The following is a 22,453-nucleotide window of genomic DNA, read 5'->3' as shown; positions in this document are numbered from 1 at the left end:
CTTCCCTCTCCCGGGACGGGAGAGGGAGAGTATCACGCGGGGGCTTTCACCTGCTCCGCCATGGCGTTGGCGCGGTCGAGCACGGCGTGCAGCAGCACCTCGCAGCCGGCGGTTGACCATTCCGGGGTCGTCTCCTCGACCTCGTTGTGGCTGATGCCGTCGATGCAGGGGATGAAGACCATCGCCGTCGGCGCCACCTTCGACAGGTAACAGGCGTCGTGACCGGCGCCCGACACGATGTCGCGGAAGCTGTGGCCGGTGCGCTCCACCCCCTTGCGGACGGCGGCGACACAGGTCTTGTCGAACTTGATCGGGGCGTAGTACCAGATCTGCTGGAAATCGCTCTCCAGCCCGATCTCGCCGGCGATGCGCTCCACCTCGGCGCGCAACTCGCCGTCCATGGCGGCGAGGATGGCGTCGTCCGGGTGGCGGAAATCGACGGTGAAGAAGACGCGGCCGGGAATGACGTTGCGGCTGTTGGGGTGGATCTGCATCAGCCCCACCGTGGCGCAGGCCAGCGGGCCGTATTTCATGCCGATCCGGTTCACCGCATCGACCACGCGGGCGGCCCCCAGCAGGGCGTCCTTGCGGCGGACCATCGGGGTCGGGCCGGCATGGGCCTCCTGGCCGGTGAAGGTGATCTCGTACCAGCGCTGGCCCTGGCAGTCGGTGACGACGCCGATGGTCTTGCCCTCGATCTCCAGGATCGGACCCTGTTCGATGTGGGCTTCGAAATAGGCGCCGACCTTACGGCCGCCGACTTCCCTATCGCCGGCATAGCCGATGCGGGCCAGCTCCTCGCCCATCGTCTTGCCGTCGAGGTCGGCGCGGGACAGGCCGTAGTCCAGGTCGAACACCCCGGCGAAGACGCCGGACGACACCATGGCCGGGGCGAAGCGCGAACCTTCCTCGTTGGTCCAGACCGCGACCTCCACCGGGGCCTCGGTGACGTAATTCATGTCGTTCAGGCTGCGCACCACCTCCAGTCCGGCCAGCACGCCATAGACGCCGTCATACTTGCCGCCGGTCGGCTGGCTGTCGAGATGGCTGCCCATGATGACCGGGGGCAGGCTGTCGTCGCGGCCGGAGCGGCGGGCGAAGATGTTGCCCATCCTGTCGACGGAGACCGTGCAGCCGGCCTCCTCGCACCAGCGCACGAACAGGTCGCGGCCCTGTTTGTCGAGGTCGGTCAGCGCCAGCCGGCACACGCCGCCCTTGGGCGTGGCGCCGATCTGCGCCATGTCCATCAGGCTCTGCCACAGGCGCGAGCCGTTCACGGCGACATTCTGCGGGGTGGACATGTTGCTCTCTCCTGAACGTCGTTCTTTATTCGGCGGCTGATTATTGGGCGGCTTCTGGGACGCGCATCGGGTTGCGGGCGTCGTTGGGCCAGGTGACGTAGGGCAGGTCGGTCTGCTCCGGCACCATGGTGATGCAGTCCGGCACCGGGCAGACATGGCTGCACAGGTTGCAGCCGACGCACTCCTCGTTGACCACGGTGAAGACGCGGCGGCCTTCCCCTTGGTCGATGCGGATCGCCTGGTGCGAGGTGTCCTCGCAGACGATGTGGCAGCGGCCGCAGTCGATGCACAAGGCGGGGTCGATGACCGCCTTGGTCGAGAAGTTCATGTTCAGGTCGTTCCAGTTGACGACGTTGCGCACCGCACGACCGCTCAGTTCGTCGAGGGTCCGGTATCCCTTCTCGTCCATCCAGTTGGACAGGCCGCCGATCATGTCCTCCACGATCTTGAAGCCGTAGGTCATGGCGGCGGTGCAGACCTGGACGTTGGTGGCGCCCAGCGCCAGGAACTCCGCCGCGTCGCGCCAAGTGGTGACGCCGCCGATGCCGCTGACCGGCAGGCCCCGCGTCTCCGGATTGCGGGCGATTTCCGCCACCATGTTCAGCGCGATGGGCTTCACCGCCGGGCCGCAATAGCCGCCATGGCTGCCCTTGCCGTCGACCACCGGGGTCGGGGCCATGGCGTCGAGATCGACCGCGACGATGGAGTTCACCGTATTGATCAGCGACACCGCGTCGGCGCCGCCGCGCTTGGCCGCTTCGGCCGACCACAGGATGTTGGTGATGTTGGGGGTCAGCTTGACGATCACCGGCAAATTGACGGCGTTCTTCACCCAGCGGGTGACCTGCTCCACCATCTCCGGCACCTGCCCGATGGCGGAGCCCATGCCGCGCTCGCACATGCCGTGCGGGCAGCCGAGATTGAGTTCCAGCCCGTCGGCCGCCCCGGTTTCGGCGATGCGGCGGGCAAGGCCGGCCCAGGCCGCCTCGGTCATGGTGGCCATCAGCGAGACGACCATGGCGCGGTCGGGCCAGTCGCGCTTGACCTGGATGATCTCCTGCAAGTTGACGTCGAGCGGCCGGTCGGAGATCAGCTCGATGTTGTTGAAGCCGATCATCCGGCGGTCGGTGTCGAGATGGGCGCCGTAGCGGCTGGAGACGTTGACCACCGGCGGGTCCTCGCCCAGCGTCTTCCAGACGACACCGCCCCAGCCCGCCTTGAAAGCGCGGACGACGTTGTAGGCCTTGTCGGTCGGCGGGGCCGACGCCAGCCAGAAGGGGTTGGGGGAGCGGATGCCGGCGATGGTGCTGCGAAGATCGGCCATGATGTGGCTCCCTTTCCTCAGGCGGTCAGGTGGCTGTGGATGGCGAGGGCGGCGAGTTTGCCGTCCTGCACGGACTGGACCGTCAGATCCTCGCCCGTCGCGACGCAGTCGCCGCCGGCCCAGACCTTGGCCAGCGTGGTGCGGTAGGCGTCGTCGATGGCGATCTTGCCGCCGGTGACCTGCAGGCCGTCGAGCGCGTCGGCCGACAGTTTCTGGCCGACAGCCTTCAGCACCATGTCGGCCTGGAGGGTGAAGGTCTCGCCGGTGCCGGACAGCTTGCCGTCGCTCAGGCGGGTGTGTTCGAAGGTGATGGTGGTGTCGCCGATCTCTTTGGGGGCGGCGAAGGTCTTCAGCACGACGCCCTCGGTCTGGGCCAGCTCCTGCTCCCAGCCGGTGGCGCCCATCTGGGCCCGGCCGCGGCGGTAGACCAGGGTGACGTCCTCCGCACCCAGGCGCTTGGCCTGGATGGCGGCGTCCACCGCGGTGTTGCCGCCGCCGATCACCACGACGCTGCGGCCGACGGCGGGCGGCTGGCCGGGAAGGGCCTGACGCACCCGCTCGATGAAGGCGGTGGCGTCCTCCACGCCCGCACGCTCCTCGCCGGGGATGCCGAGGCGGTTGTTGGACCCCAGGCCGACGCCCAGGAAGACGGCGTCGAAGTCGGCGCGCAGGCTGTCGAGCGACAGGTCGGCGCCCAGCTTGCGGCCATGCTCCACCGTGATGCCACCGACGCCGAGGATGAAGGCGACCTCGCGCTGGGCGAAATCGTCGGCCATCTTGTAGGGGGCGAGGCCGTATTCGTTGAGGCCGCCGGACTTCGCCTTGGCCTCGAACACCGTCACCTCATGGCCGAGCGTCGCGAGGCGGTGGGCGCAGGACAGGCCGGCCGGGCCGGCGCCGACCACGGCGACGCGCTTGCCGGTGGCGGCGGCGCGGGGGAAGGGGTGGGCGGGTTCGCCGTCGGTCAGGCGGTCGGTGGCATGGCGCTGCAGCCGGCCGATGGCGACGGGCCGGTCCTCCGCCCGGTTGCGGACGCAGGATTGTTCGCACAGCGTCTCGGTCGGGCAGACTCGGCCGCAGGTGCCGCCCATGATGTTCTCCGACAGGATCGTCGTCGCGGCACCCTTGAGGTTGCCGGTGGCGATCGAGCGGATGAAGGCCGGGATGTCGATCCCGGTCGGGCAGGCCTTGATGCAGGGGGCGTCGTAACAGAACAGGCAGCGGTTGGACTCGGCCAGCGCCTGCACCGGCGTCATCGCCGGGGTCAGGTCGGCGTAGGGCGAGGCGCGGTCGTCTTCGGCAGGGTTCGAGGCGGTGGCAAGCGTAGCGATCAGGGTCATGGCGGATGGCTTCCCTTCGGTCGCAGAGCGGCGTGTCTACCGAAGCGTCAGCAACCCGTGTGCCAAACGATCCAACCAGCAACGACGAAGGGCGCACAGGGCCGAAAAGCTGACTGTTCGGTCAGGAACTGACGAGATGGACAGGCATGGACAGATCATGCCAGCCATGCGGATTGCACGCAACTCAGCCTTTTGGCGCCTCTTTTGGCGGCGAAACGCAAGAAAACCCCTTGAAGCGAGGCGGTGCGAAGCAGGAAATTACGGCCTATCAAAGAGTTGCGCTGTGGGAACACTGCCTTCGAATTCGGCAGCTATCCTATGCAACAGGGATAGGGGGTGCCGCCATGTCCGCTCCGTCCAGCCTGCTGATCGACCGCACCGCCACCCCCATCGGCGAGTTGGTCGTCGTCGCCGATGACGAGGGCGCCCTGCGTGCCGTCGACTGGACCGACCATGAGGACCGGCTGCATCGCCTGCTGCGCCTGCACCATCCCGGCGGCTACGAGCTGCGGCCATCGGCCGATCCGGGCGGGCTGACGCGGGCGATGGATGCCTATTTCGCGGGCGATCTCGCAATCATCGACCGGCTGCCGGTGCGCACAGGCGGGACGCCGTTCCAGTGCGCGGTGTGGGCGGCGCTGCGCGGCATTCCCTGCGGCGGGACCATAACCTACCGCGCGCTTGCGGCGCTGGCCGGGCGGCCGGCAGCGGTGCGGGCGGCGGGGCATGCCAACGGCGCCAATCCGGTCGGCATCGTGGTGCCCTGCCACCGGGTGATCGGCTCCGCCGGGGCGCTGACCGGCTATGGCGGCGGGGTGGAGCGCAAGCGCTGGCTGCTGGCCCATGAAGGGGTGGCCGTAGGGTAAGGGAGGCCGTACCGCTTCCGTTCAGCGCATTTCACCGCGCCGTCCCGGTTGTTGAGGGGAGGACCACACCGACGGAAGGATGCCGTGATGAGCGACCGGAATGACCAGAACCAGGGCCAGAAGCAGGGCCGTAATCAGGGCCAGGACGTGGGCAGCGGGCAGGATCAGGCCCAGGCCGGCAACGAGCGGATGCGGGACGTGATCGATCAAGCCAAGGACCGGGCCGCGGGCGACCTGCCCGGCCATGAGCAGGACGGGCGCGAGGGTGGCGAGCGGATCAGGCGCGCCGTCGACGCCATGTCGCCCGGCAACACGCCGCAGGCCGGCGACGACCCGCAGCACCGCACCGGCAACACCGGGCACACCCCGCTGCCGGACGCCACCGGCGGCATGGGCGCCTCGCGCGAGGATCAGCAGAAGTAGGAACGGAAAAGGGGGACGGTCACCGTCCCCCGTCCTCTCGAAGATCCGTCGTCAGGCGCCGAAGCCGCCGTCGATGGTCTGGAACGAGCCGGTGATCATCGCGGCATGCGGGCCGGCGACGTAGGCGGTCAGTTCGGCAACCTCGTCGGCATGGATGTAGCGCTTGATCGCCATGAATTCCCGCATGGCCGGCGCCATCGGCCCGTCGGCCGGATTCATGTCGCTGTCGGTCGGGCCGGGCTGGATGGCGTTCACTGTGATGCCGCGGTGGCCGAAATCGCGGGCGAGGCCGCGCACCATGCTTTGGACCGCCGACTTGGTCATGCCGTAGGCGGCGGCACCGGCGAAGGGCACGCGGTCGCCGTTGACCGAACCGATGACGATGATGCGCCCGCCGTCCTTCATGCGCCGGGCCGCTTCGACCGCCGCGTGGTAGGGCGCACGGACATTGATGTCGATCAGCCGGTCGACGGCGTCGGGATCGAAGGTCAGCGGATCGCCGATGATCGCCGTGCCGGCATTGACGACCAGCACGTCGAGTGCGCCGCGGTCCGCCACGGTGGCGATCAGGGCGTCGCGGTCGGCGCTGTCGGTGTGGATGGGCTCCGCGCCCGTTTCGGCGGCAAGGGCGTCGGCGGCGTCCTTGGACGCGGCGTAGGTGAAGGCGACTTCGGCGCCGCCCTTGGCGAAGCGGCGGACGATGGCCTTGCCGATCCCGCGGCTGCCGCCGAGGACCAGGACTTTGCGGCCGGTGAACTCACCCATGTTGCGCTCCTTGAGAAAATGTAGTGAGCGCTATATAAATTCCGGCGGGGGATCTGCGCAAGGAGAATTTATAGTGACCGCTACAAAAATGTCTCCGGCTGGATCATGCGGACCGCGCGGGCGGCGGCGGTCCTTCGACGTGGACGAGGCGGTCGAGACCGCGATGAGGCTGTTCCATGCCCGCGGCTACGACGCGGTCGGCGTGGCGGAGTTGGGAGCGGAACTGGGGATCAAGCCGCCGAGCTTCTATGCGGCTTTCGGCAGCAAGGCCGGGCTGTTCGAGCGGGCGCTTCAGCGCTATTCCTCGGGGGAGGCGAACATCTTCGCCCGCGCGCGGGCCGAGGGCGGCAGCGTGGCCGAGGTGATCGAGCGCACGCTGCTGCTGGCGGCGCGGCTCTATCCGGAGCGGAACGGGGTGGCCGGCTGCCTCGTGCTCGACGGCGCACGCAACAGCGCCGATCCGGAGGCGTGCGCTCTGGCCGAGGCGATGAGGAAGGCCGGGGTGTCGGCGGTCCGGGACTTCATCGCCACGGAGGAGCCGGAGCGGGCCGGCCAGTTGGCCGACTTCGTGGTGATCGCGATGAAGGGGATGTCGGCGGCGGCGCGCGACGGCGCGGACGAGGCGGCGCTGACCGCCTTCGCGGAAATGGCGGGCAGGACCTTCCGCCGCGAACTGGCGGCGGAAGGCTCCTGAATCCAGCGGTCAGGCCGGCATGGCGTCGCGCGGGATGATGGCGCCGCGGTGCTGGATAACGACGGCGGCCAGCTTGTGGGCGGCGCGGGCGGCATCGGCCGGAGCCTCGCCGCGCAGGCGGGATGCCAGATAGCCGGCGCTGAAGCTGTCGCCGGCCGCCGTGGTGTCGACCACCGTAGCGACCTTCTGCGCCGGCACCTCGATGGCCTCGCCATTCTCGAACACCACGCAGCCGGGCTGTTCCAGCTTCAGGACGATTTCGGTCACGCCGGCCTCGCGGACGCGGGCCAGCACGGCGTCGGCATCGGCGTCGCCATAGAGGTCGCGCAGGTCGGTGACGCCGGGCAGCGCGATGTCGGTCAGCCGCAGCATGCGGTCGAAGGCGGTGCGGGCGGTCTCGATGTCCGGCCACAGGCGCGGGCGCCAGTTGGTGTCGAAGGCGACCTTGCCGCCGCGCGCCCGCACCCGCTTCAGCACCTCGAACAGCCGCTCGCGGCCCTGCTCGCCCAGGATGGCGATGCTGATGCCGGACAGATAGACGATGCCGTAGCCCTCCAGCGCCGCCGCCAGCTCCGGCGTCTGGGGCAGGGCGAACAGCTCGCGCGCCGGGGCTCGGTCGCGCCAGTAGAGGAAGCGGCGCTCGCCGCTGGCGTCCGTCTCGATCAGGTAGAGGCCGGGCAGGCGGTTCGGCACCCGCAGGACATGGGACGTGCCGACGCCCTCCGCCGCCCAGGCGGCGACCATGTCGTCGCTGATGCTGTCGTCGCCCAGCGCCGTCACATAGTCGACCGGCGTGCCCAGACGCGCCAGATAGACCGCGGTGTTCAGCGTGTCACCGCCGAAGCCCATGGTCAGCGACCCGTCCGGCCGCCGGAACATCTCGATCATGCATTCGCCGAGCGCGGCGACGCGGTTGGGCGTGTCGGTCATGTTTCTTCTCCACAAGCCGGGGAACGCCCCGGCAAATCAGTCATGACGCCGCTAATCGGCGTTCCCGTGCCCGCAACCGTTCGCGGTGCGCGGTGTAGAGGCCGCTGGCGATGATCACGCCGGTGCCGACGAAGGTCCAATGGTCGGGAACCGCGCCGAAGACGAGGAATCCCAGCGCGGTCGACCAGATCAGCTGGACATAGGTGAAGGGCGCCAGCACCGATGCCTCGCCCTGTCGGTAGGCCAGGATCAGCAGCCATTGCGACAGCGTGTAGACCAGCCCGATGAAGACCCCGAGCAGCATCTCCCACGGCGTCGGCCATGCCGCATGCAGGGGAAGCAGCGCCGTCAGCACGATCAGGCCGGTGAGCGCGCTCCACACCATGGTGGTCAGCGGGTTCTCCTGCACCGTCATCTTGCGCGTCGCCACCAGCCCCAGAGCCCAGCTGAAGGCGGTCAGGATCGGCAGCAGCGAGGCGGCCTGGAAGCCGTCCGCCCCCGGCCGGATGACGATGATGACGCCGGCCAGCCCGACCAGCAGCGCCACCCAGCGGCGGATGCCGACCGTCTCCTTCAGCAGCAGGATCGACAGCACGGTGACGAAGACGGGAGAGACGAAGCTGATCGCCGCGGCCTCCGCCAGCGGCAGATGCTGCATCGCCATGATGAAGAACAGCGCCGAGCCCAGCATGCCCAGGCCCCGCAGCACCTGCAGCCCCGGCCGCGTCGTCTTCAGCACCCGCAGCGAGCCGCCGCGCAAGGCTAGCGGCATCACGAGCGCGGTGAAGACGACATAGCGCATCCAGGCGATCTCGGCCGGCGGCAGGGTCCGGGCGAGATATTTCGCCGTGGCGTCGGAGCAGGACAGGCAGGCCACCGCCAGCACCACCAGCAGGATCGCCCGCATCGGCTCCGTGCCCTTGGAACCCGATCCGGCCGCCGGATTGACCGTCGGCTGGATCGGCGTCTGCGGAGCGTTCACCGGTTCGGGACCGGCTTCGGCATCGGTGCGCGGGTGGGTGCTGTCTGGCATGGCGCCGGCTCGTCATCGGTCATGGAAAAGGGGCGGACCCCTTACATAACCGCTCCCATCTGCCAAGGTGCGAATTCATCGGCGCCGACGCCGAGTTCCTCGCTCTTGGTCTTGCGGCCCGACGCGGTGTCGAGAACCAGCTGGAAGATCGCGCGGCCGACCTCCTCGATCGTGGCGTCGCCGCTGGCGATGGCGCCGCAATCGATGTCCATGTCGTCCGGCATCCGGCGGAAAAGCGTGCTGTTGGTCGCCAGCTTCAGGCTGGGCGTCGGCTTGCAGCCGAAGACCGAGCCGCGGCCGGTGGTGAAGCACAGCACGTTGGCGCCGCCCGCCACCTGCCCGGTCGCCGACACCGGGTCGTAGCCGGGCGTGTCCATGAAGACGAAGCCCTTGTCGGTGATCGGCTCGGCATAGCGGTAGACGGCGGTCATCGGGGTGGTGCCGCCCTTGGCGACCGCGCCCAGCGACTTTTCCAGGATGGTGGTCAGGCCACCCTTCTTGTTGCCGGGCGACGGGTTGTTGTTCATCTCGCCGCCGGTGCGGCTGGTGTACTCCTCCCACCAGCCGATGCGCTCGACCAGCGCCTCGCCCACCTCGCGGCGGATGGCGCGGCGGGTCAGCAGATGCTCGGCGCCATAGACCTCCGGCGTCTCGCTCAGCACCGCGGTGCCGCCGTTGCGGACCAGCAGGTCGACGGCATAGCCCAGCGCCGGGTTGGCGGTGATGCCCGAATAGCCGTCGGAGCCGCCGCATTGCAGGGCCAGCGTCAGGTGGCTGGCCGGCAGGGTCTGGCGGGTGACGTCGTTGATCTCCGGCAGCAGCGCCTCGATCCGGCGGATGCCCTCGCGGGCCGCCGCGGCGGTGCCGCCCATGTCCTGGATGCCGATGGGGATGACGCGGGGACCGGCCTCAAGGCCGGTGGCCTCCATCAGCTTGTCGATCTGGTTCACCTCGCAGCCGAGACCCAGCAGGATCACCGCAGCGAAGTTCGGGTGGCGGGCGTAGCCGGCGATGGTCCGGCGCAGGGTGTCCATCACCTCGCCGCTGCCGGCCATGCCGCAGCCATAGCCGTGGGTGAGTGCCACGACGCCGTCGATGTTGGGATAGGCGGCCAGCGCGGAGCCGCGGAAATGGTCGGCGATCATCCGCGCCGCGGTGGCGGAGCAGTTCACCGAGGTCAGCACGCCGATGTAGTTGCGGGTGGCGACGCGGCCGTCCGGGCGAACGATGCCCTGGAAGGTGGCGCGCTCGGCCTCCGGGATCGGTTCCACCGGATGGACGTCGGCGCCGAAGGCGTAGTCGCGCTCGAAATCGCTGCCCATGCCCATGTTGTGGACGTGGACATGGTCGCCCGGCTGGATCGCCGCGGTGGCGAAGCCGATGACCTGATTGTACTTGCGCACCGGTTCGCCCAGTGCGATGGCGCGCACCGCGACCTTGTGCCCGGCCGGCACCGGCCCGGTGGTCGCGACTTCTGTGCCGGGCAGGGTGATGCCGGGCTCCAGGTCGGCGCCGGCGACGACGACGTTGTCGGCGGGGTGCAGGCGGATGGTCAGCGATGCCATGGAGGGTGTCCTTGAGGAGACTAGATGGTCCCTCTCCCGCCTCTCGCACGAACGAAGTTCGTGCTGACGGCGTCAGGCGGATCGAAGATCCGCTGAGAGCCCCGGGAGAGGGAGGGGACCCACGAAGTGGGGAGGGTGAGGGGGCGGCCAAGACTCCCGAACCGCATGGCTCCGTGCCCAACCCCTCACCCTTCCCATGCTCCGCATGGGCCCCTTCCCTCTCCCGGGTCGGGAGAGGGAGGTTCAACCAATCACAGCTTGTAGGCGTTCTTGGCGAGGCGGTAGGCGAGGTCGACCGCCAGTTCCGCGGCCTCGTCCTCTTCCATCCGGTGTTCGGCCACCAGACGGGCGAGGAAGCTGCAATCGACGCGGCGCGACACGTCGTGGCGGGCCGGGATCGAGCAGAAGGCGCGAGTGTCGTCGTTGAAGCCGACGGTGTTGTAGAAGCCGGCGGTCTCGGTGATCATCTCGCGGTAGCGGCGCATGCCCTCGGGGCTGTCGTGGAACCACCAGGCCGGGCCGACGCGCAGAGCCGGGTAATGGCCGGCCAGCGGCGCCAGCTCGCGGGAATAGCTGTCCTCATCCAGCGTGAACAGGATGATGGTCAGGTCGCGCTCGTTGCCGAAGCGGTCGAGCAGCGGCTTCAGCGCCCGCACATACTCGGTGCCGCTCGGGATGTCCGCACCCTTGTCGCGGCCGAAGCGCTGGAACACCAGGTTGTTGTGGTTGCGGAAGGAACCGGGGTGGATCTGCATGACCAGACCGTCTTCCAGGCTCATCCGCGCCATTTCGGTCAGCATCTGGGCGCGGAACAGCTCGGCCTCCTCGGCCGTGGCGCCGCCGCGGCGGACGATGTCGAACAGCTTGGCGGCTTCGGCGGGAGCCAGATCGGCGGTCGCCGCCGTCGGGTGGCCGTGGTCGGTCGAGGTGGCGCCGAAGCTCTTGAAATACTGGCGGCGGTCGGCGAGAGCGGCGAGATAGCCGTCCCAGGTCGCGGTGTCCTTGCCGGTGATGCGGGCCAGCTCGGCGAGGTTCTCGCGGAAGCCCTCGAACTCCGGATCGACGACCGGGTCGGGACGGAAGGCGGTGATGACCCGGCCCTTCCAGCCGCTCTCGCGGATCGCCTTATGGTGTTCCAGCGTGTCGAGCGGCGATTCGGTGGTCGCCAGCACTGCGAGGTTGAAGCGTTCGAACAGGGCGCGCGGACGGAATTCCGGCTTGCGCAGGCACGCTTCGATCTGGTCGTAGATGCGGTCGGCGCTGGCCGCGCTCAGACGCTCGGTGACGCCGAACACGGTCTCGAAGGCGTGGGTCAGCCACATCGAGGTCGGCGTGCCGCGGAACAGGTGCCAGTTGGAAGCCAGCAGGCGCCAGATGGCGCGCGAGTCGGTCGAGGTCTCCCCGCCGTCCTTGCGCGGCACGCCCAGCTGCTCCAGCGGAATTCCCTGGCTGTACAGCATGCGGAAGGCATAATGGTCGGGCTTGACGAACAGGCTCGCCGGGTCGGGGAACGCCTCGTCCTTTGCGAACCAGGACGGGTCGGTGTGGCCGTGCGGGCTGATGATCGGCAGGGCGCTGACTTCGCCGTAGAGGCGCCGCGCGATGGCGCGCTGCGTCGGGTCGCTCGGGAACAGACGGTCGGGGTGAAGCATCGGAAGCCTCTGCGCTGCAAGAGAGTGACAAAAGCAGGGTGGGGAGAAGGCGGGGTCCGTGCGGGGGACCGTCCCTACCGGCTGGTCGTATAATATTAATATATCAGATTAGATTGCAAGCCCAATCGTTCCCGTGACGGCGCGCCGGTGCCCGTGGAGGCTGCGCCCAGTCGCCGCACCCGATCCGTGCGAAAGCTCGGCCAAGGCGCTGGCGATGGGTTTGACCTTGGCGAAGCGGGGCGGGTAGATTGCAGGACATGAGGAACGTCCCGGGGTCGGAAGAGTGTCGGCCCGTTACATGCCTGCCGGAATGGAGCCATCGGTGAAGAAGGTCGCGACGACAGACGATGAAGGCGGCCTGGCCTCTGCAACCACCCGGCGCGCCGCGGTGCCGGCCGCGACGGTCCGGCCGCCGCGCCGTGCCGCGACCGTGGCGTCGCGCATCTACCGCGACCTGCGGGGCGAGATCGTCTCGCTGAAGCGCAAGCCCGGCGATGCCATTGCCGAAAAGCAGATCGCCGAGGCTTACGGCGTCAGCCGAACACCCGTGCGCGAAGCGGTGCTGAAGCTGGCCGACGAGGGGCTGATCGAGATCTTCCCGCAATCCGGCACCTTCGTCGCCCGCATCCCGCTGGACGGCCTGCCGGAAGCCTTCGCCATTCGCAAGGCGCTGGAAGAGGCGACGGTCCGCTATGCCGCGGCGCGTGCCACGCGCAGCCAGATCGCAGCGCTCCGAGCCAACCTGGAGCTGCAGAAGGAGAAGCAGGAGGCCGCAGATTTCGTAGGCTTCCATCAGGCGGACGAGGCGTTCCACGCGCTGGTCGCGGAGATCGCCGGCTATCCCGGATTCTGGACGCTGATCCAGCAGACGAAGGTGCAGATCGACCGTTACCGTCTGCTGACCCTGCCGGTGCTCGGCCGCGTCGCCGAAGTGATCGCCGAGCATACCGCCATCGTCGATGCCATCGCCGCCAACGACCCGGCGGCCGCCATCAAGGCGCTGGACGAGCATCTGGACGACCTGCAGATCTCGGTCGCCGATATCCGCCGCGACTATCCGCGCTATTTCACCGCACCCGGCGACCGGGCCTGAACCGAGGACAAGGGGGCCGGCCCGGCCCCCTTGTCCGGTGCCGGTCAAGCCTGGGTGGCGTCGGCCGCGGCGGCGTAGGCCACCGGTTCGCCCAGGAAGTCCTCGCGGATCGGCGTGAAGATGTCGAGCAGCACGCCCGGCTCCAGCGCCACCACGCCGTGCAGGACGTTGGACGGCACCATATAGCCGTCGCCGGTGTTCAGCCGCTTGGTGCGGCCGTCGATGGTGACGTCGAAGGAGCCCTTCTCCACCACGGCGCACTGGACATGCGGATGGCGGTGCTGCGCGCCGATGGCGCCGGCCTCGAACTCCACCCGCACCATCATCATGGCATCGTTGTAGCCGAGGATCTTGCGCCGCACCCCGTCGCCCAGATCCTGCCACGGGATGTCGTCCGCGGTCACGAACACGTCGGTGGTCATTGGTCTTCTTCCTTCTTCCCTGAGGTCCCGCCGCCGCCCCGGACGGGGGCAGCGGCGGGGATTGGTTCCCGTCAGCGCGCCAGCCAGCCGCCATCCACCGGCAGGGTGATGCCGTGGACATAGTCCGAGGCGTCGGAGGCCAGGAACACCGCCGGGCCGGCCATGTCGGACGGCAGGCTCCAGCGCCCGGCCGGAATGCGCGCCAGGATCTCGGCATTGCGCGTCTCGTCGGCGCGCAGCGCCGTGGTGTTGTTGGTCTCGACATAGCCGGGCGCGATGGCGTTCACGTTGATGCCCTTGCCCGCCCATTCGCAGGCCAGCAGCTTGGTGATGCCGGCGATGCCGCTTTTGGAGGCCGTGTAGGACGGCACCCGGATGCCGCCCTGGAAGGACAGCATCGAGGCGATGTTGATGATCTTGCCCTTGGCGTCCTCACCCGCGGCCCGGCGCGCGAAGACGTGGCGGCCGAACGCCTGGCAGAGGAAGAACACCGACTTGATGTTGACGTTCATCACGTCGTCCCAGTCGGCTTCGCTGAAGTCGATGGAATCGGCGCGCCGGATGATGCCGGCATTGTTGACCAGGATGTCGATATGCCCCAGCCCGGCGACCGCCTCCTCCATGATGCGGGGAACCGGTTCGATGCTGGTGAAATCGGCGGAGATGGCGACGAAGCGCCGGCCGGCGCGCTCCACCATCCCTTGAGTTTCCACCGGCGGTGTGCGGCCGGCTACCGCCACGTCGGCGCCGGCCTCGGCCAGCGCCACGGCGATGGCCTGACCGATGCCGGTGTTGGCGCCGGTGACCAGCGCCGTCCGGCCGGACAGATCGAAGGACTTGGTCATGGATCCGGTCATGGCTGCCTCGGGCCTCAGCGCAGGCGGTCCATGGCGACGAAGTCCATGTCGGTGAAGTCCTGGTTGTCGCCGCCCATCGCCCAGATGAAGGTGTAGTTGCGGGTGCCGACGCCGGAATGGATCGACCAGGGCGGGGAGATCACCGCCTGCTCGTTGGCGACGACGATGTGGCGGGTCTGCTCCGGCTCGCCCATCAGGTGGAAGACGCGGGCGTCCTCCGGCAGGTCGAAGTAGAAATAGACCTCGCAGCGCCGGTCATGGGTGTGGCACGGCATCGTGTTCCACATGTTGTTCGGCTTCAGCACGGTCATGCCCAGCACCAGCTGCGCCGTGCGCACCACGTCGGGGTGGATCATCTGGTAGATGGTGCGCTCGTTCGACTGGGCCGGGTCGCCCAGATGCACGGCCTTGGCCTGCCCGATGGAGATCTTCATCGTCTCGAACCGCGCATGGGCCGGCGTGCTGTTCAGGTAGAACTTGGCCGGCTCGCGGCGGTCCAGGCTTTCGAAGGTGACGTCCTTGCTGCCCATCGCGACATAGAGCGCGTCGCGCGGCGCCAGTTCGAACACCGCGCCATCGACGGTGACGCGGCCTGCGCCGCCGACATTGACCACGCCCAGCTCGCGCCGGTCGAGGAAGTTGGGCGAGCCGATCTCCTTGGACGACACCAGCTTGACCGGGCCGGCCACCGGCATGGCGCCGCCGACGACGAAACGGTCGATGTGGCTGTAGGTGAAGACGGTCTCGTCCGCCTCGAACAGGGTCGGAACCAGGAAATGGTCGCGCAGCGTCTCGGAATCGAAGCTGCGCACCGCATCGGGGTGGGAGGCGTGGCGGACGGAGATTTTCATGGCGATCAGGTCCTTCGATTTCGGGATGGCCGGCGCTCCGGCGAGTCTGTCCCGATCATACTAATATACTAGTAAAACGGGCAAGCTCTAATGATGGAAGACCGGACATTTCAGCCAACGGAGAATGCGCGACATAATTGCGGGGATGCGGTTCCCGGCTGGTTGGGCAGGGCTATCGCTTACGGGATTTCGTCCGCAAACAAAGCCCCTCTCCCCTTGCGGGAGAGGGATTGGGGTGAGGGGCGCAAACCTTGAGATTCCAACGGCCTGCGGCCGCCGTACCCCTCATCCCAACCCTTCTCCCGCAAGGGGAGAAGGGCTTCAGTAACGGAAAGTCGTCGCTCGAATCCCAAAGGCGATAGGCCTTGGCCGGGCACAGCCCCCGCGTTGCGCCTGTGCCCAATCTAATATATCAGTATGGAGGCATTTTCCGGAGACCAGTCCATGACCGCCCAGCAGCCCCGCAAGCGCATCGCCCTTGTCGCCCATGACGCCCGCAAGGCGGATCTCATCGCCTGGATCGGCGCCAACATCGCGGCGCTCGACGGGCACGCCTATTGGGCGACCGGCACCACCGGCCAGAAGGTGCGCACCGCCCATCCCAACCTGGACGTGACCCCGCTGAAGAGCGGTCCGCTCGGCGGCGACCAGCAGATCGGCGCCATGATCGCGGAAGGGCGGATCGACCTGCTGGTCTTCTTCGTCGATCCGATGACCGCCCAGCCGCACGACGTGGACGTGAAGGCGCTGACCCGCCTCGCCACGCTGTACAACATCCCGATGGCCTGCAACGAGGCCACCGCCGACATGATCGTGTCCTCGCCGCATTTCGCCGGCGGCTATGTCCCGCGCGCAGCGAGCTTCACCGATTACGAGACGCGGAAGGTGTGAGGGCGGCAGGCCGCCCCATCAGCTGGTGAACCTCATCAGCTGGTGAAGTAATGCGGGTTGGTCCGCTGGACGTCGGCGATGCCCAGCTGAAGGTCGGTCAGGTGGCGGCGCAGTTCGGCGACGGCGCGGTCCGGATCGCGGGCGGCGATGGCCTCGACGACGGCGCCGTGTTCGGCAAGGGCCTTCTTCATCCGTCCGGCGACCGGAAGGGTCAGATGGCGGTAGCGGTCGACCTGCCGCTTCACCTGCTGGGTCACCGTCCAGAATCCGGGATAGCCGGATATCTCCGCCAGCAGGGCGTGGAAATCCTCGTCGGCATCGTGGAAGCCGTCGAAGTTGCCGGCCTCCTCCATTTCCCGCTGCAGTTCCAGGTTGGCGCGCAGGCGGGCCACCTGGCTGCCGGTCGCCTGTTCGGCGGCATAGCGCACCGTCGCCTCCTCCAGCGCGCGGCGGATGGCGATGGCCTCCGGCAGGGCGCTCAGGGGGATGCGGGCGACGAAGGTGCCGGATTGCGGGAACACCTCCACCAGCCCTTCGTCGGCCAGCTTCAGCATCGCCTCGCGCACCGGCGTGCGGCTGACGCCGTAGGTATCCGCCACCTCCTTCTCGATCAGCGGTTCGCCCGGCTTGCGGCGCAATGAGACGATGTCGTCGCGCAGGTCGCGGTAGATGGTGCCGGACACGGTGGCGCCGCGGTTGGCTGGCCTTGCGGTGGCGCTGGCGGGCCGGCGGCGGCGGCGGCGCACCGGTGCGGTCGCGTCCGCCAGATTCATATCGCCCGCGTTGGTGTCCATGTTCGATCCATCCATGTCAGCGGCGTGACGCCGTGCTTACTAATATATCTCTTGCCCTCCTCATGCGGAAAGTCTTTTGCCGAAAGAAATGCACGTCTGTCTTGTGCGGTCGGGAAGACGGGAGGGCGCACCGCCCCATCGTCCCGACCGCCAACAGCATTACAGCTTCGCCGCCGCGTCGAACACCGCGTGGCTGTAGGCACCCTCCGGCTTCTTGGAGATCACCGGGGCCGATGCGCCGGACATCAGGATGCTGACGGTGCGGTCGAAGTCGGCCGGGTCGAGATAGCCGGTGCCCTTGGCGCCGCCCTCGATCAGCTTGGCGACCTCCTGCATCATGGTGGTCTGGTGTTCCTCGGTCTGGGCGCCGGTGGTGTCGTTCTCCAGCACGATCTTCACCGCCTCTGCCTGGTTCTTGGCGGCATACTCCCAGCCCTTGGCGGAAGCCTTCACGAACTTCGCCAGCTTCGCGACGACCTTCGGATCGGACAGCGCCTTTTCGGTGGCGTAGAGCCCGTCCTCCAGCGTCGCGACGCCCTGGTCCTGGTACTTGAAGACGGTCAGCTCGTCGGCCTTCATGCCGGCCTCGATCAGCTGCCAATATTCGTTGTAGGTCATGGTGGAGATGCAGGCCGCCTGCTTCTGCAGCAGCGGATCGACGTTGAAGCCCTGCTTCAGCACCTTCACGTCGGGGTTGGAGCCGGAGGTGGAGTAGCCCAGCTTGCTCATCCAGGACAGGAACGGATATTCATTGCCGGAGAACCAGACGCCCAGCGTGTTGCCCTTGAAGTCCTTCGGATCCTTGATGTTGGCGTCCTTGCGGCAGGTCAGCATCATGCCGGACTTCTGGAACATCTGGGCGATGTTGACCAGCGGCACGCCCTTCTCCCGGCTGGCCAGCGCCGACGGCATCCAGTCGACGATCACGTCGGCGCCGCCGGCGGCGATCACCTGGGTCGGGTTGATGTCGGGGCCGCCGGCCTTGATGGTGACGTCCAGCCCGGCGTCCTTGTAGAAGCCCTTGGCCGCCGCGACGTAATAGCCGGCGAACTGGGCCTGGGTGACCCATTTCAGCTGCAGCGTCAGCGCATCGGCGGCGGCGGCCGGCACCCCCCAGCCGGCGAGGCCGGTGAGCGCGGTGGCGGCGAGCAGGACGGCGGAGGCAAGGGTCTTCATCGCGGTCGATCCTCTTCTGGCTGGAGTTTGGTTTGGCTTGAAGGACGGAAAGTCGGTCAGCGTTTGCGCAAAGACGGGTGCCAGGCGGTGACATGCCGCTCCGCCAGCGCCAATGCGCCGTAGAGCAGCGATCCGGTGAGTGCTGCGACGGCGATGGTCGCCCACACGACATCCAGATTCATCCGGGCGACCTGGGTGGAGATGCGGAAGCCCATCCCCACCACCGGCGTCCCGAAGAACTCGGCGACGATGGCCCCGATCAGGGCCAAGGTTGAGTTGATCTTCAGTCCGTTGAACAAAAAGGGCAAGGCGCAGGGAAGCCGCAGCATCGCCAGCGTGCGCCAGTAGCCGGCGCCGTAGGACCGCATCAGGTCAAGCTGGATGCGCTCGGCGCTCTGCAACCCGGCCAGGGTGTTGATCAGCATCGGGAAGAAGGTCATCACCACGATGACGGCTGCCTTGGACTGCCAGTCGAAGCCGAACCACATCACCATGATCGGGGCGATGCCCACCACCGGCACCGCGCTGGCGAGGTTGCCGAGCGGCAGCAGCCCGCGCGCCAGGAAGGGCACCCGGTCGGCCAGGATCGCCACGAGGAAACCGGCGCCGCAGCCGATCAGATAGCCGCGCAGGACGGAGATCAGCACCGTCTGCCTGAAATCGTCCCACAGATCGGCGGCATGGACGGTGAAGGCACTCAGCACGAGACTCGGCGGAGGCAGCAGGATGGTCGGCACCTGGAAGCCGCGGGTCAGGATCTCCCACAGCATCACCAGCGCCAGCCCGAACAGGGCGGGGCCGGCCAGCCACGCCGGACCGCGGACCTCCGCCAGCAGGGCCAGCACCCGCCACAGCAGCAGGGTGGCGCCGGCCAAGTAGACCCACAGGCCGCCGGCCTGGGCGAGGCCATAGCCCTGCTTCAGCAGGACCAGCGGCGCTGCATAGGCGGCGGCGACCCCGGCCAGCAGAAGCAGGGCCTCGCCCAGGCCGGAGGCGGGCAGGCGGCGGGCGAGGATCGCCGCGACCGTCATGGCGAAGAGTGCCAGCGCGATGGGAAGTTGCGGCAGGAACAGGGCGGTGCCGTCCAGCCCGGCGAAGGGGAGCAGCGGGGCGGCCAGCATCACCAGCGGCCAAGGCGCCATATTTGGGTGCGCCATGAAGGAGCGACTCATCGCGCACCTCCCCGGCCGCCCGGTACCAGCGCCCGTTCGGCGAGGCCCACGGCCGCGACCAGCGTGACGCTCAGCAGCGCGGCCATCACCAGCGCGCTCCAGATCTGCACGGTCTGGCCGTAGTAGGAGCCGGACAGCAGCCGCGCGCCCAGCCCCGCCTGCCCGCCGGTCGGCAGCTCCGCCACGATGGCGCCGACGACGCTGGCGGCGACCGCGATCTTCAGGCTGGTGAACAGGTAGGGCAAGGAGGCCGGCAGGCGGAGCAGCCGGAAGGTCTGGGCCGTCCCGGCGCTGTAGGTCCGCATCAGGTCCAGCGTCAGCGGATCGGCGGAGCGCAGCCCCTTCACCATGCCGATGGTGATCGGGAAGAAGCACAGATACATGGCGATGATCGCCTTGGGCAGCAGGCCGGTGAAGCCCAGGTTGCCGAGGATCACCACGATCATCGGCGCGATGGCCAGGATCGGCACGGTCTGGGAGGCGATGACCCAGGGCAGCAGGCTCGATTCCAGCGTGCGCGCCTGGACGATTCCCGCCGCCAGCGCCACGCCCAGCACCACCCCCATGCCGAAGCCGGCCAGCGCCGCCCCGGCGGTGACGCCGGTGTGGTAGATCAGGTTGCGGATGCTGGTCACCGGATGGCCGGTCAGGGAGGCGTAGAGGTCCAGCGCCACCTGATCCGGCGTCGGCAGGATCGGGCGCTTCATCGCCAGTGTGGCGCGGATCAGGTCGGCGGTGGTCCAGTCGCGGCCGGCGCGGGTCAGCGCGTCCGCCGCCATCGGCGCGTTCAGCCAGACCGCACCGGCGTACCACAGCACTAGCACCGCCAGCGCCATCGCGGCCACCGGCACGGAGTCCTTAGTCGTCATAGCTGTGGCCCTCCATTAGCCCTTCGCGGACGCGGTGGGCGATCCGCTGGAACTCCGGGCTTTCGCGGATGTCCAACGTGCGCTCGCGCGGCAGGTCGCGGTCGCAGTCGATGACATCGAGGATGCGGCCGGGGCGCGGGCTCATCACCACGATGCGGGTGGACAGGAACACGGCTTCGGCGATGGAGTGGGTGACGAAGATGCAGGTCTTGCGCGTCTCCAGCCACAGGCGGGTGAGCTGCAGGTTCAGGTGGTCGCGGGTGATCTCGTCCAGCGCGCCGAACGGCTCGTCCATCAGCAGAAGGTCGGGGTCGAAGGCAAGGGCGCGGGCGATGGACACCCGCTGCTGCATGCCGCCGGACAGCTGCCAGGGGAACTTGCGCTCGAAACCGGACAGCCCGACGAGGTCCAGCTGCGCGCGGGCGCGCTGCTGGCGTTCGGCCTTGGGCAGCCCCATGATCTCCAGCGGCAGCATGACGTTGCGTTCCACCGTGCGCCACGGATAGAGCGCCGGAGCCTGGAAGACATAGCCGTAGGCGCGCTTCAGCCGTGCCTGTTCCGGCGTCATGCCGTTGACCGTCACCTCGCCGGAGGTCGGCTGCTCCAGGTCGGCGACCACCCGCATCAGCGTGGTCTTGCCGCAGCCGCTGGGGCCGATCAGCGAGATGAAATCGCCCTTGGCGATCGACAGGCTGACGTCGCTCAGCGCGTAGACCGGATGGTCGGCGGCCTGATAGGTCAGGGTCAGGTTGCGGATGTCGACGATGGTGCGCGGCGCCGGTTCGGCGGCCGGCGGAACCAGAGTGAGCGGTGCGGGCTGGGCGGCTGGCACGGCGTTCGTCCCTTCGCGTTGGCGTCTCTCGCGGGGGACGGGAGCAAGAAGCGAGCCAGCCCTTGCGGCCGGGCCATGCTCCACCTGTAGCGGCTTGATTCTACGGTTGAAAAACCTGTCTTGCGGGACAGGAACTGACGGTATGGACAGCGCGCGGCCGGCGCGCACGTCCGGCCTCCGCACAATTTTCGGGCCGAACTTGTTCCGCTGGTCAATTTTCGGGCAAGGGGCCGGCCTTGGGCAAGGTTACGCCTTCGGCCTCTCCTCGCCGTTCTGGTGGGCGCCGTTCTGGTGCCGGGGGGCGGAGAAGGCGCGTTCCAGGCGGCGGGGCGCGCGGATCAGATGGAGGTACAGCTCGTCGAACTGGCCGACGGAGGCGAGTTGGCGCACGTCGTTGACGGTGATGCGCTGGCCGTTCAGCTCGATCAGGCCGCTGTCGCGCAGGCGGCGGAGGGTACGATTGATGTGGACGATGCTCAGCCCCAGCGCGTCGGCCAGGATCTCCTGCGTCACCGGCAGCACGAAATGCCCGTCGGTCGCCATGTTGACGATGCTGAGCCGGCGCAGAAGCTCCACGATCAGGTGGGCGGTGCGCTCCAGCGCCGTCCGTCGCCCCAGGCTGAGCAGGCGTTCGGCAACGATGGCCTCCTCCCGCGCGCCGGACCAGGCGAGTGCGGCGGCAAGGCGCGGAAAGGAGCGGAACAGCTCGCCGATCCGCTCGGGCTGGAAGCTCGCCACCTCCACCGCGGTCAGGGTGGTGACGCTGTGGTCGGCGGATTCGAACAGCGTGCAGTACATGCCGATCAGATCGCCGGGCAGGACGAAATTCACGACCTGGCGCCGCCCGTCCGGCAAGGCCTTGTGACGGATCGCCCAGCCGTCGCGCATGATGCGGACATCCCGGTATCTTTCGCCCTGCTGGAGAAGATCCGTCCGGGGCGGTTCGCGCACGATCGTCCTTTCCAAATCGGCAAGGTACGATTTCTCCTCATCCGACAGAACGAGGTAGCTGCTCAATTTGAGCCACAATGGAGTGGGCTCGAGGGCGCGGCTCGCCGGGGCGCGAGTCATGATCGTCTCTTTGCCTTCTTTGTCCTAATATTAGCGCCTTGATGAACGGATGCGAAGTTCAACCGGTTCCGCGTCATCTCGAACGTTTAAGGCTTTCGGCAAATAGGGCTACAACATAGGTTAAGCGGCCGGATATTTTTCTCCGACGTGGTGTGACGCGCCACAGACCCCGCTGTTGTTCCTATGCCTTTGGCGATGTCGGACGGGCAACACCGACGACGGGGCATTGCAGGAAGCAACCAGACGGGGGGCATGATGACGGCGGAGGAAGAGGCGGCGGGCATGGCCGCTCTCTCGATTTGTGAATCGCTGGTGATCGCGATGGTTGAAAAGGGCCTCTTCACGGTCGAGGAGGCGCGGGGCGCGCTGGAAGACGCGGCGGCGGCCCATCTGCGGCAGGAAACATGGGACCCGGCGCGCCGCCAGGAGATGGCGCTGCGCGTCATCGAGCGGCTCGCCCTGCAGGTCGATGCCGCCGGGCAAATCCAGCGCGGACGTGGCTAGGACCGGGACGCGGGAGGCGGCCGGCCGG

23 protein-coding genes are annotated in these 22,453 nt (G+C 68.2%); 6 read left to right on the top strand and 17 right to left on the bottom strand.

Annotation, left to right across the window (positions count from 1 at the left end; genetic code table 11):
• Positions 1 to 32 precede the first annotated feature (32 nt).
• The 3 genes from AB8P05_RS26585 to AB8P05_RS26575 are packed head-to-tail and all read right to left on the bottom strand — an operon-like array spanning position 33 to position 3,965.
• Positions 33 to 1,301, bottom strand: a complete 1,269-nt coding sequence (locus AB8P05_RS26585) for a Zn-dependent hydrolase (RefSeq protein WP_472761533.1) — start codon at positions 1,299 to 1,301, stop codon at positions 33 to 35.
• Between the two features lie 40 nt (positions 1,302 to 1,341).
• Entirely contained in the window at positions 1,342 to 2,625 is a 1,284-nt protein-coding gene (gene preA, locus AB8P05_RS26580) for an NAD-dependent dihydropyrimidine dehydrogenase subunit PreA (protein WP_472761532.1), read from the bottom strand.
• Between the two features lie 17 nt (positions 2,626 to 2,642).
• Positions 2,643 to 3,965, bottom strand: a complete 1,323-nt coding sequence (locus tag AB8P05_RS26575; protein ID WP_472761531.1) for an NAD(P)-dependent oxidoreductase — start codon at positions 3,963 to 3,965, stop codon at positions 2,643 to 2,645.
• Between the two features lie 344 nt (positions 3,966 to 4,309).
• Here AB8P05_RS26575 and ogt point away from each other — a divergent pair, with 344 nt between their 5' ends.
• Both ogt and AB8P05_RS26565 read left to right on the top strand, forming a co-directional pair.
• Complete coding sequence (gene ogt / locus AB8P05_RS26570) at positions 4,310 to 4,831, top strand: methylated-DNA--[protein]-cysteine S-methyltransferase (protein ID WP_472761530.1); 522 nt, start codon at positions 4,310 to 4,312, stop codon at positions 4,829 to 4,831.
• An 87-nt stretch (positions 4,832 to 4,918) separates the two neighbouring features.
• Positions 4,919 to 5,254, top strand: a complete 336-nt coding sequence (locus AB8P05_RS26565; RefSeq protein ID WP_472761529.1) for a hypothetical protein — start codon at positions 4,919 to 4,921, stop codon at positions 5,252 to 5,254.
• Between the two features lie 51 nt (positions 5,255 to 5,305).
• On the opposite strand, the gene bdcA is transcribed toward AB8P05_RS26565, so the two are convergent.
• Positions 5,306 to 6,019, bottom strand: a complete 714-nt coding sequence (gene bdcA, locus AB8P05_RS26560) for an SDR family oxidoreductase (RefSeq protein ID WP_472761528.1) — start codon at positions 6,017 to 6,019, stop codon at positions 5,306 to 5,308.
• Between the two features lie 73 nt (positions 6,020 to 6,092).
• Between bdcA and AB8P05_RS26555 the strand changes: the two genes are divergently transcribed.
• Positions 6,093 to 6,713, top strand: a complete 621-nt coding sequence (locus tag AB8P05_RS26555; RefSeq protein WP_472761527.1) for a TetR/AcrR family transcriptional regulator — start codon at positions 6,093 to 6,095, stop codon at positions 6,711 to 6,713.
• Positions 6,714 to 6,722: 9 nt separating this feature from the next.
• On the opposite strand, the gene AB8P05_RS26550 is transcribed toward AB8P05_RS26555, so the two are convergent.
• The 4 genes from AB8P05_RS26550 to uxaC form a co-directional block, all read right to left on the bottom strand.
• Positions 6,723 to 7,643, bottom strand: a complete 921-nt coding sequence (locus AB8P05_RS26550; protein WP_472761526.1) for a sugar kinase — start codon at positions 7,641 to 7,643, stop codon at positions 6,723 to 6,725.
• A 40-nt stretch (positions 7,644 to 7,683) separates the two neighbouring features.
• Positions 7,684 to 8,676, bottom strand: a complete 993-nt coding sequence (locus AB8P05_RS26545; RefSeq protein WP_472761525.1) for a DMT family transporter — start codon at positions 8,674 to 8,676, stop codon at positions 7,684 to 7,686.
• A gap of 41 nt (positions 8,677 to 8,717) precedes the next feature.
• The gene (locus AB8P05_RS26540) at positions 8,718 to 10,241 is read right to left on the bottom strand and encodes a UxaA family hydrolase (protein WP_472761524.1); all 1,524 of its coding nucleotides are present in this window, start codon (positions 10,239 to 10,241) and stop codon (positions 8,718 to 8,720) included.
• Between the two features lie 251 nt (positions 10,242 to 10,492).
• Positions 10,493 to 11,893, bottom strand: coding sequence for a glucuronate isomerase (gene uxaC / locus AB8P05_RS26535; RefSeq protein WP_472761523.1), 1,401 nt, complete (start codon positions 11,891 to 11,893; stop codon positions 10,493 to 10,495).
• Positions 11,894 to 12,203: 310 nt separating this feature from the next.
• Here uxaC and AB8P05_RS26530 point away from each other — a divergent pair, with 310 nt between their 5' ends.
• A complete protein-coding gene (locus AB8P05_RS26530; RefSeq protein ID WP_455175680.1) occupies positions 12,204 to 12,986 on the top strand; it encodes a GntR family transcriptional regulator in 783 nt (260 codons plus the stop codon).
• A 44-nt stretch (positions 12,987 to 13,030) separates the two neighbouring features.
• On the opposite strand, the gene AB8P05_RS26525 is transcribed toward AB8P05_RS26530, so the two are convergent.
• The 3 genes from AB8P05_RS26525 to kduI form a co-directional block, all read right to left on the bottom strand.
• Entirely contained in the window at positions 13,031 to 13,408 is a 378-nt protein-coding gene (locus tag AB8P05_RS26525; protein WP_149222911.1) for a cupin domain-containing protein, read from the bottom strand.
• 71 nt (positions 13,409 to 13,479) lie between these two features.
• Positions 13,480 to 14,253, bottom strand: coding sequence for a 2-dehydro-3-deoxy-D-gluconate 5-dehydrogenase KduD (kduD, locus tag AB8P05_RS26520; RefSeq protein WP_455175679.1), 774 nt, complete (start codon positions 14,251 to 14,253; stop codon positions 13,480 to 13,482).
• Positions 14,254 to 14,279: 26 nt separating this feature from the next.
• On the bottom strand, positions 14,280 to 15,116 hold the full coding sequence (gene kduI, locus AB8P05_RS26515) for a 5-dehydro-4-deoxy-D-glucuronate isomerase (RefSeq protein ID WP_472761522.1): 837 nt from the start codon (positions 15,114 to 15,116) through the stop codon (positions 14,280 to 14,282).
• 444 nt (positions 15,117 to 15,560) lie between these two features.
• Between kduI and AB8P05_RS26510 the strand changes: the two genes are divergently transcribed.
• On the top strand, positions 15,561 to 16,007 hold the full coding sequence (locus tag AB8P05_RS26510) for a methylglyoxal synthase (protein WP_455175425.1): 447 nt from the start codon (positions 15,561 to 15,563) through the stop codon (positions 16,005 to 16,007).
• A 35-nt stretch (positions 16,008 to 16,042) separates the two neighbouring features.
• Here AB8P05_RS26510 and AB8P05_RS26505 read toward each other — a convergent pair whose 3' ends face one another.
• The 6 genes from AB8P05_RS26505 to AB8P05_RS26480 form a co-directional block, all read right to left on the bottom strand.
• Positions 16,043 to 16,801, bottom strand: a complete 759-nt coding sequence (locus AB8P05_RS26505) for a GntR family transcriptional regulator (protein ID WP_472761521.1) — start codon at positions 16,799 to 16,801, stop codon at positions 16,043 to 16,045.
• A gap of 159 nt (positions 16,802 to 16,960) precedes the next feature.
• Complete coding sequence (locus AB8P05_RS26500; protein WP_472761520.1) at positions 16,961 to 17,977, bottom strand: ABC transporter substrate-binding protein; 1,017 nt, start codon at positions 17,975 to 17,977, stop codon at positions 16,961 to 16,963.
• A gap of 56 nt (positions 17,978 to 18,033) precedes the next feature.
• A complete protein-coding gene (locus AB8P05_RS26495) occupies positions 18,034 to 19,149 on the bottom strand; it encodes an ABC transporter permease (RefSeq protein ID WP_472761519.1) in 1,116 nt (371 codons plus the stop codon).
• Entirely contained in the window at positions 19,146 to 20,018 is an 873-nt protein-coding gene (locus tag AB8P05_RS26490; RefSeq protein WP_472761518.1) for an ABC transporter permease, read from the bottom strand. The genes AB8P05_RS26495 and AB8P05_RS26490 overlap by 4 nt, the downstream gene beginning before the upstream one ends.
• Positions 20,008 to 20,820 carry an ABC transporter ATP-binding protein gene (locus AB8P05_RS26485; RefSeq protein ID WP_472761617.1) on the bottom strand — a complete coding sequence of 271 codons (813 nt, stop codon included), beginning with the start codon at positions 20,818 to 20,820 and terminating at the stop codon, positions 20,008 to 20,010. The genes AB8P05_RS26490 and AB8P05_RS26485 overlap by 11 nt, the downstream gene beginning before the upstream one ends.
• A 276-nt stretch (positions 20,821 to 21,096) precedes the next feature.
• A complete protein-coding gene (locus tag AB8P05_RS26480; RefSeq protein ID WP_472761517.1) occupies positions 21,097 to 21,801 on the bottom strand; it encodes a Crp/Fnr family transcriptional regulator in 705 nt (234 codons plus the stop codon).
• 372 nt (positions 21,802 to 22,173) lie between these two features.
• On the opposite strand from AB8P05_RS26480, the gene AB8P05_RS26475 reads away from it, so the two are divergent.
• Complete coding sequence (locus AB8P05_RS26475) at positions 22,174 to 22,425, top strand: hypothetical protein (RefSeq protein WP_455175419.1); 252 nt, start codon at positions 22,174 to 22,176, stop codon at positions 22,423 to 22,425.
• Positions 22,426 to 22,453 lie beyond the last annotated feature (28 nt).

This window comes from Azospirillum sp. VT-I1, from assembly GCF_055698305.1.
This window is presented reverse-complemented; position numbering and strand designations above follow the sequence as displayed.

Excerpts from the sequence above, each read along its gene's own strand:
- AB8P05_RS26585 (WP_472761533.1), bottom strand. The coding sequence starts at position 1,301 with ATGTCCACCCCGCAGAATGTCGCCGTGAACGGCTCGCGCCTGTGGCAG.
- preA (WP_472761532.1), bottom strand. The coding sequence starts at position 2,625 with ATGGCCGATCTTCGCAGCACCATCGCCGGCATCCGCTCCCCCAACCCC.
- AB8P05_RS26575 (WP_472761531.1), bottom strand. The coding sequence starts at position 3,965 with ATGACCCTGATCGCTACGCTTGCCACCGCCTCGAACCCTGCCGAAGAC.
- ogt (WP_472761530.1), top strand. The coding sequence starts at position 4,310 with ATGTCCGCTCCGTCCAGCCTGCTGATCGACCGCACCGCCACCCCCATC.
- AB8P05_RS26565 (WP_472761529.1), top strand. The coding sequence starts at position 4,919 with ATGAGCGACCGGAATGACCAGAACCAGGGCCAGAAGCAGGGCCGTAAT.
- bdcA (WP_472761528.1), bottom strand. The coding sequence starts at position 6,019 with ATGGGTGAGTTCACCGGCCGCAAAGTCCTGGTCCTCGGCGGCAGCCGC.
- AB8P05_RS26550 (WP_472761526.1), bottom strand. The coding sequence starts at position 7,643 with ATGACCGACACGCCCAACCGCGTCGCCGCGCTCGGCGAATGCATGATC.
- AB8P05_RS26545 (WP_472761525.1), bottom strand. The coding sequence starts at position 8,676 with ATGCCAGACAGCACCCACCCGCGCACCGATGCCGAAGCCGGTCCCGAA.
- AB8P05_RS26540 (WP_472761524.1), bottom strand. The coding sequence starts at position 10,241 with ATGGCATCGCTGACCATCCGCCTGCACCCCGCCGACAACGTCGTCGTC.
- uxaC (WP_472761523.1), bottom strand. The coding sequence starts at position 11,893 with ATGCTTCACCCCGACCGTCTGTTCCCGAGCGACCCGACGCAGCGCGCC.
- AB8P05_RS26530 (WP_455175680.1), top strand. The coding sequence starts at position 12,204 with ATGGAGCCATCGGTGAAGAAGGTCGCGACGACAGACGATGAAGGCGGC.
- AB8P05_RS26525 (WP_149222911.1), bottom strand. The coding sequence starts at position 13,408 with ATGACCACCGACGTGTTCGTGACCGCGGACGACATCCCGTGGCAGGAT.
- kduD (WP_455175679.1), bottom strand. The coding sequence starts at position 14,253 with ATGACCAAGTCCTTCGATCTGTCCGGCCGGACGGCGCTGGTCACCGGC.
- kduI (WP_472761522.1), bottom strand. The coding sequence starts at position 15,116 with ATGAAAATCTCCGTCCGCCACGCCTCCCACCCCGATGCGGTGCGCAGC.
- AB8P05_RS26510 (WP_455175425.1), top strand. The coding sequence starts at position 15,561 with ATGACCGCCCAGCAGCCCCGCAAGCGCATCGCCCTTGTCGCCCATGAC.
- AB8P05_RS26505 (WP_472761521.1), bottom strand. The coding sequence starts at position 16,801 with ATGGACACCAACGCGGGCGATATGAATCTGGCGGACGCGACCGCACCG.
- AB8P05_RS26500 (WP_472761520.1), bottom strand. The coding sequence starts at position 17,977 with ATGAAGACCCTTGCCTCCGCCGTCCTGCTCGCCGCCACCGCGCTCACC.
- AB8P05_RS26495 (WP_472761519.1), bottom strand. The coding sequence starts at position 19,149 with ATGAGTCGCTCCTTCATGGCGCACCCAAATATGGCGCCTTGGCCGCTG.
- AB8P05_RS26490 (WP_472761518.1), bottom strand. The coding sequence starts at position 20,018 with ATGACGACTAAGGACTCCGTGCCGGTGGCCGCGATGGCGCTGGCGGTG.
- AB8P05_RS26475 (WP_455175419.1), top strand. The coding sequence starts at position 22,174 with ATGATGACGGCGGAGGAAGAGGCGGCGGGCATGGCCGCTCTCTCGATT.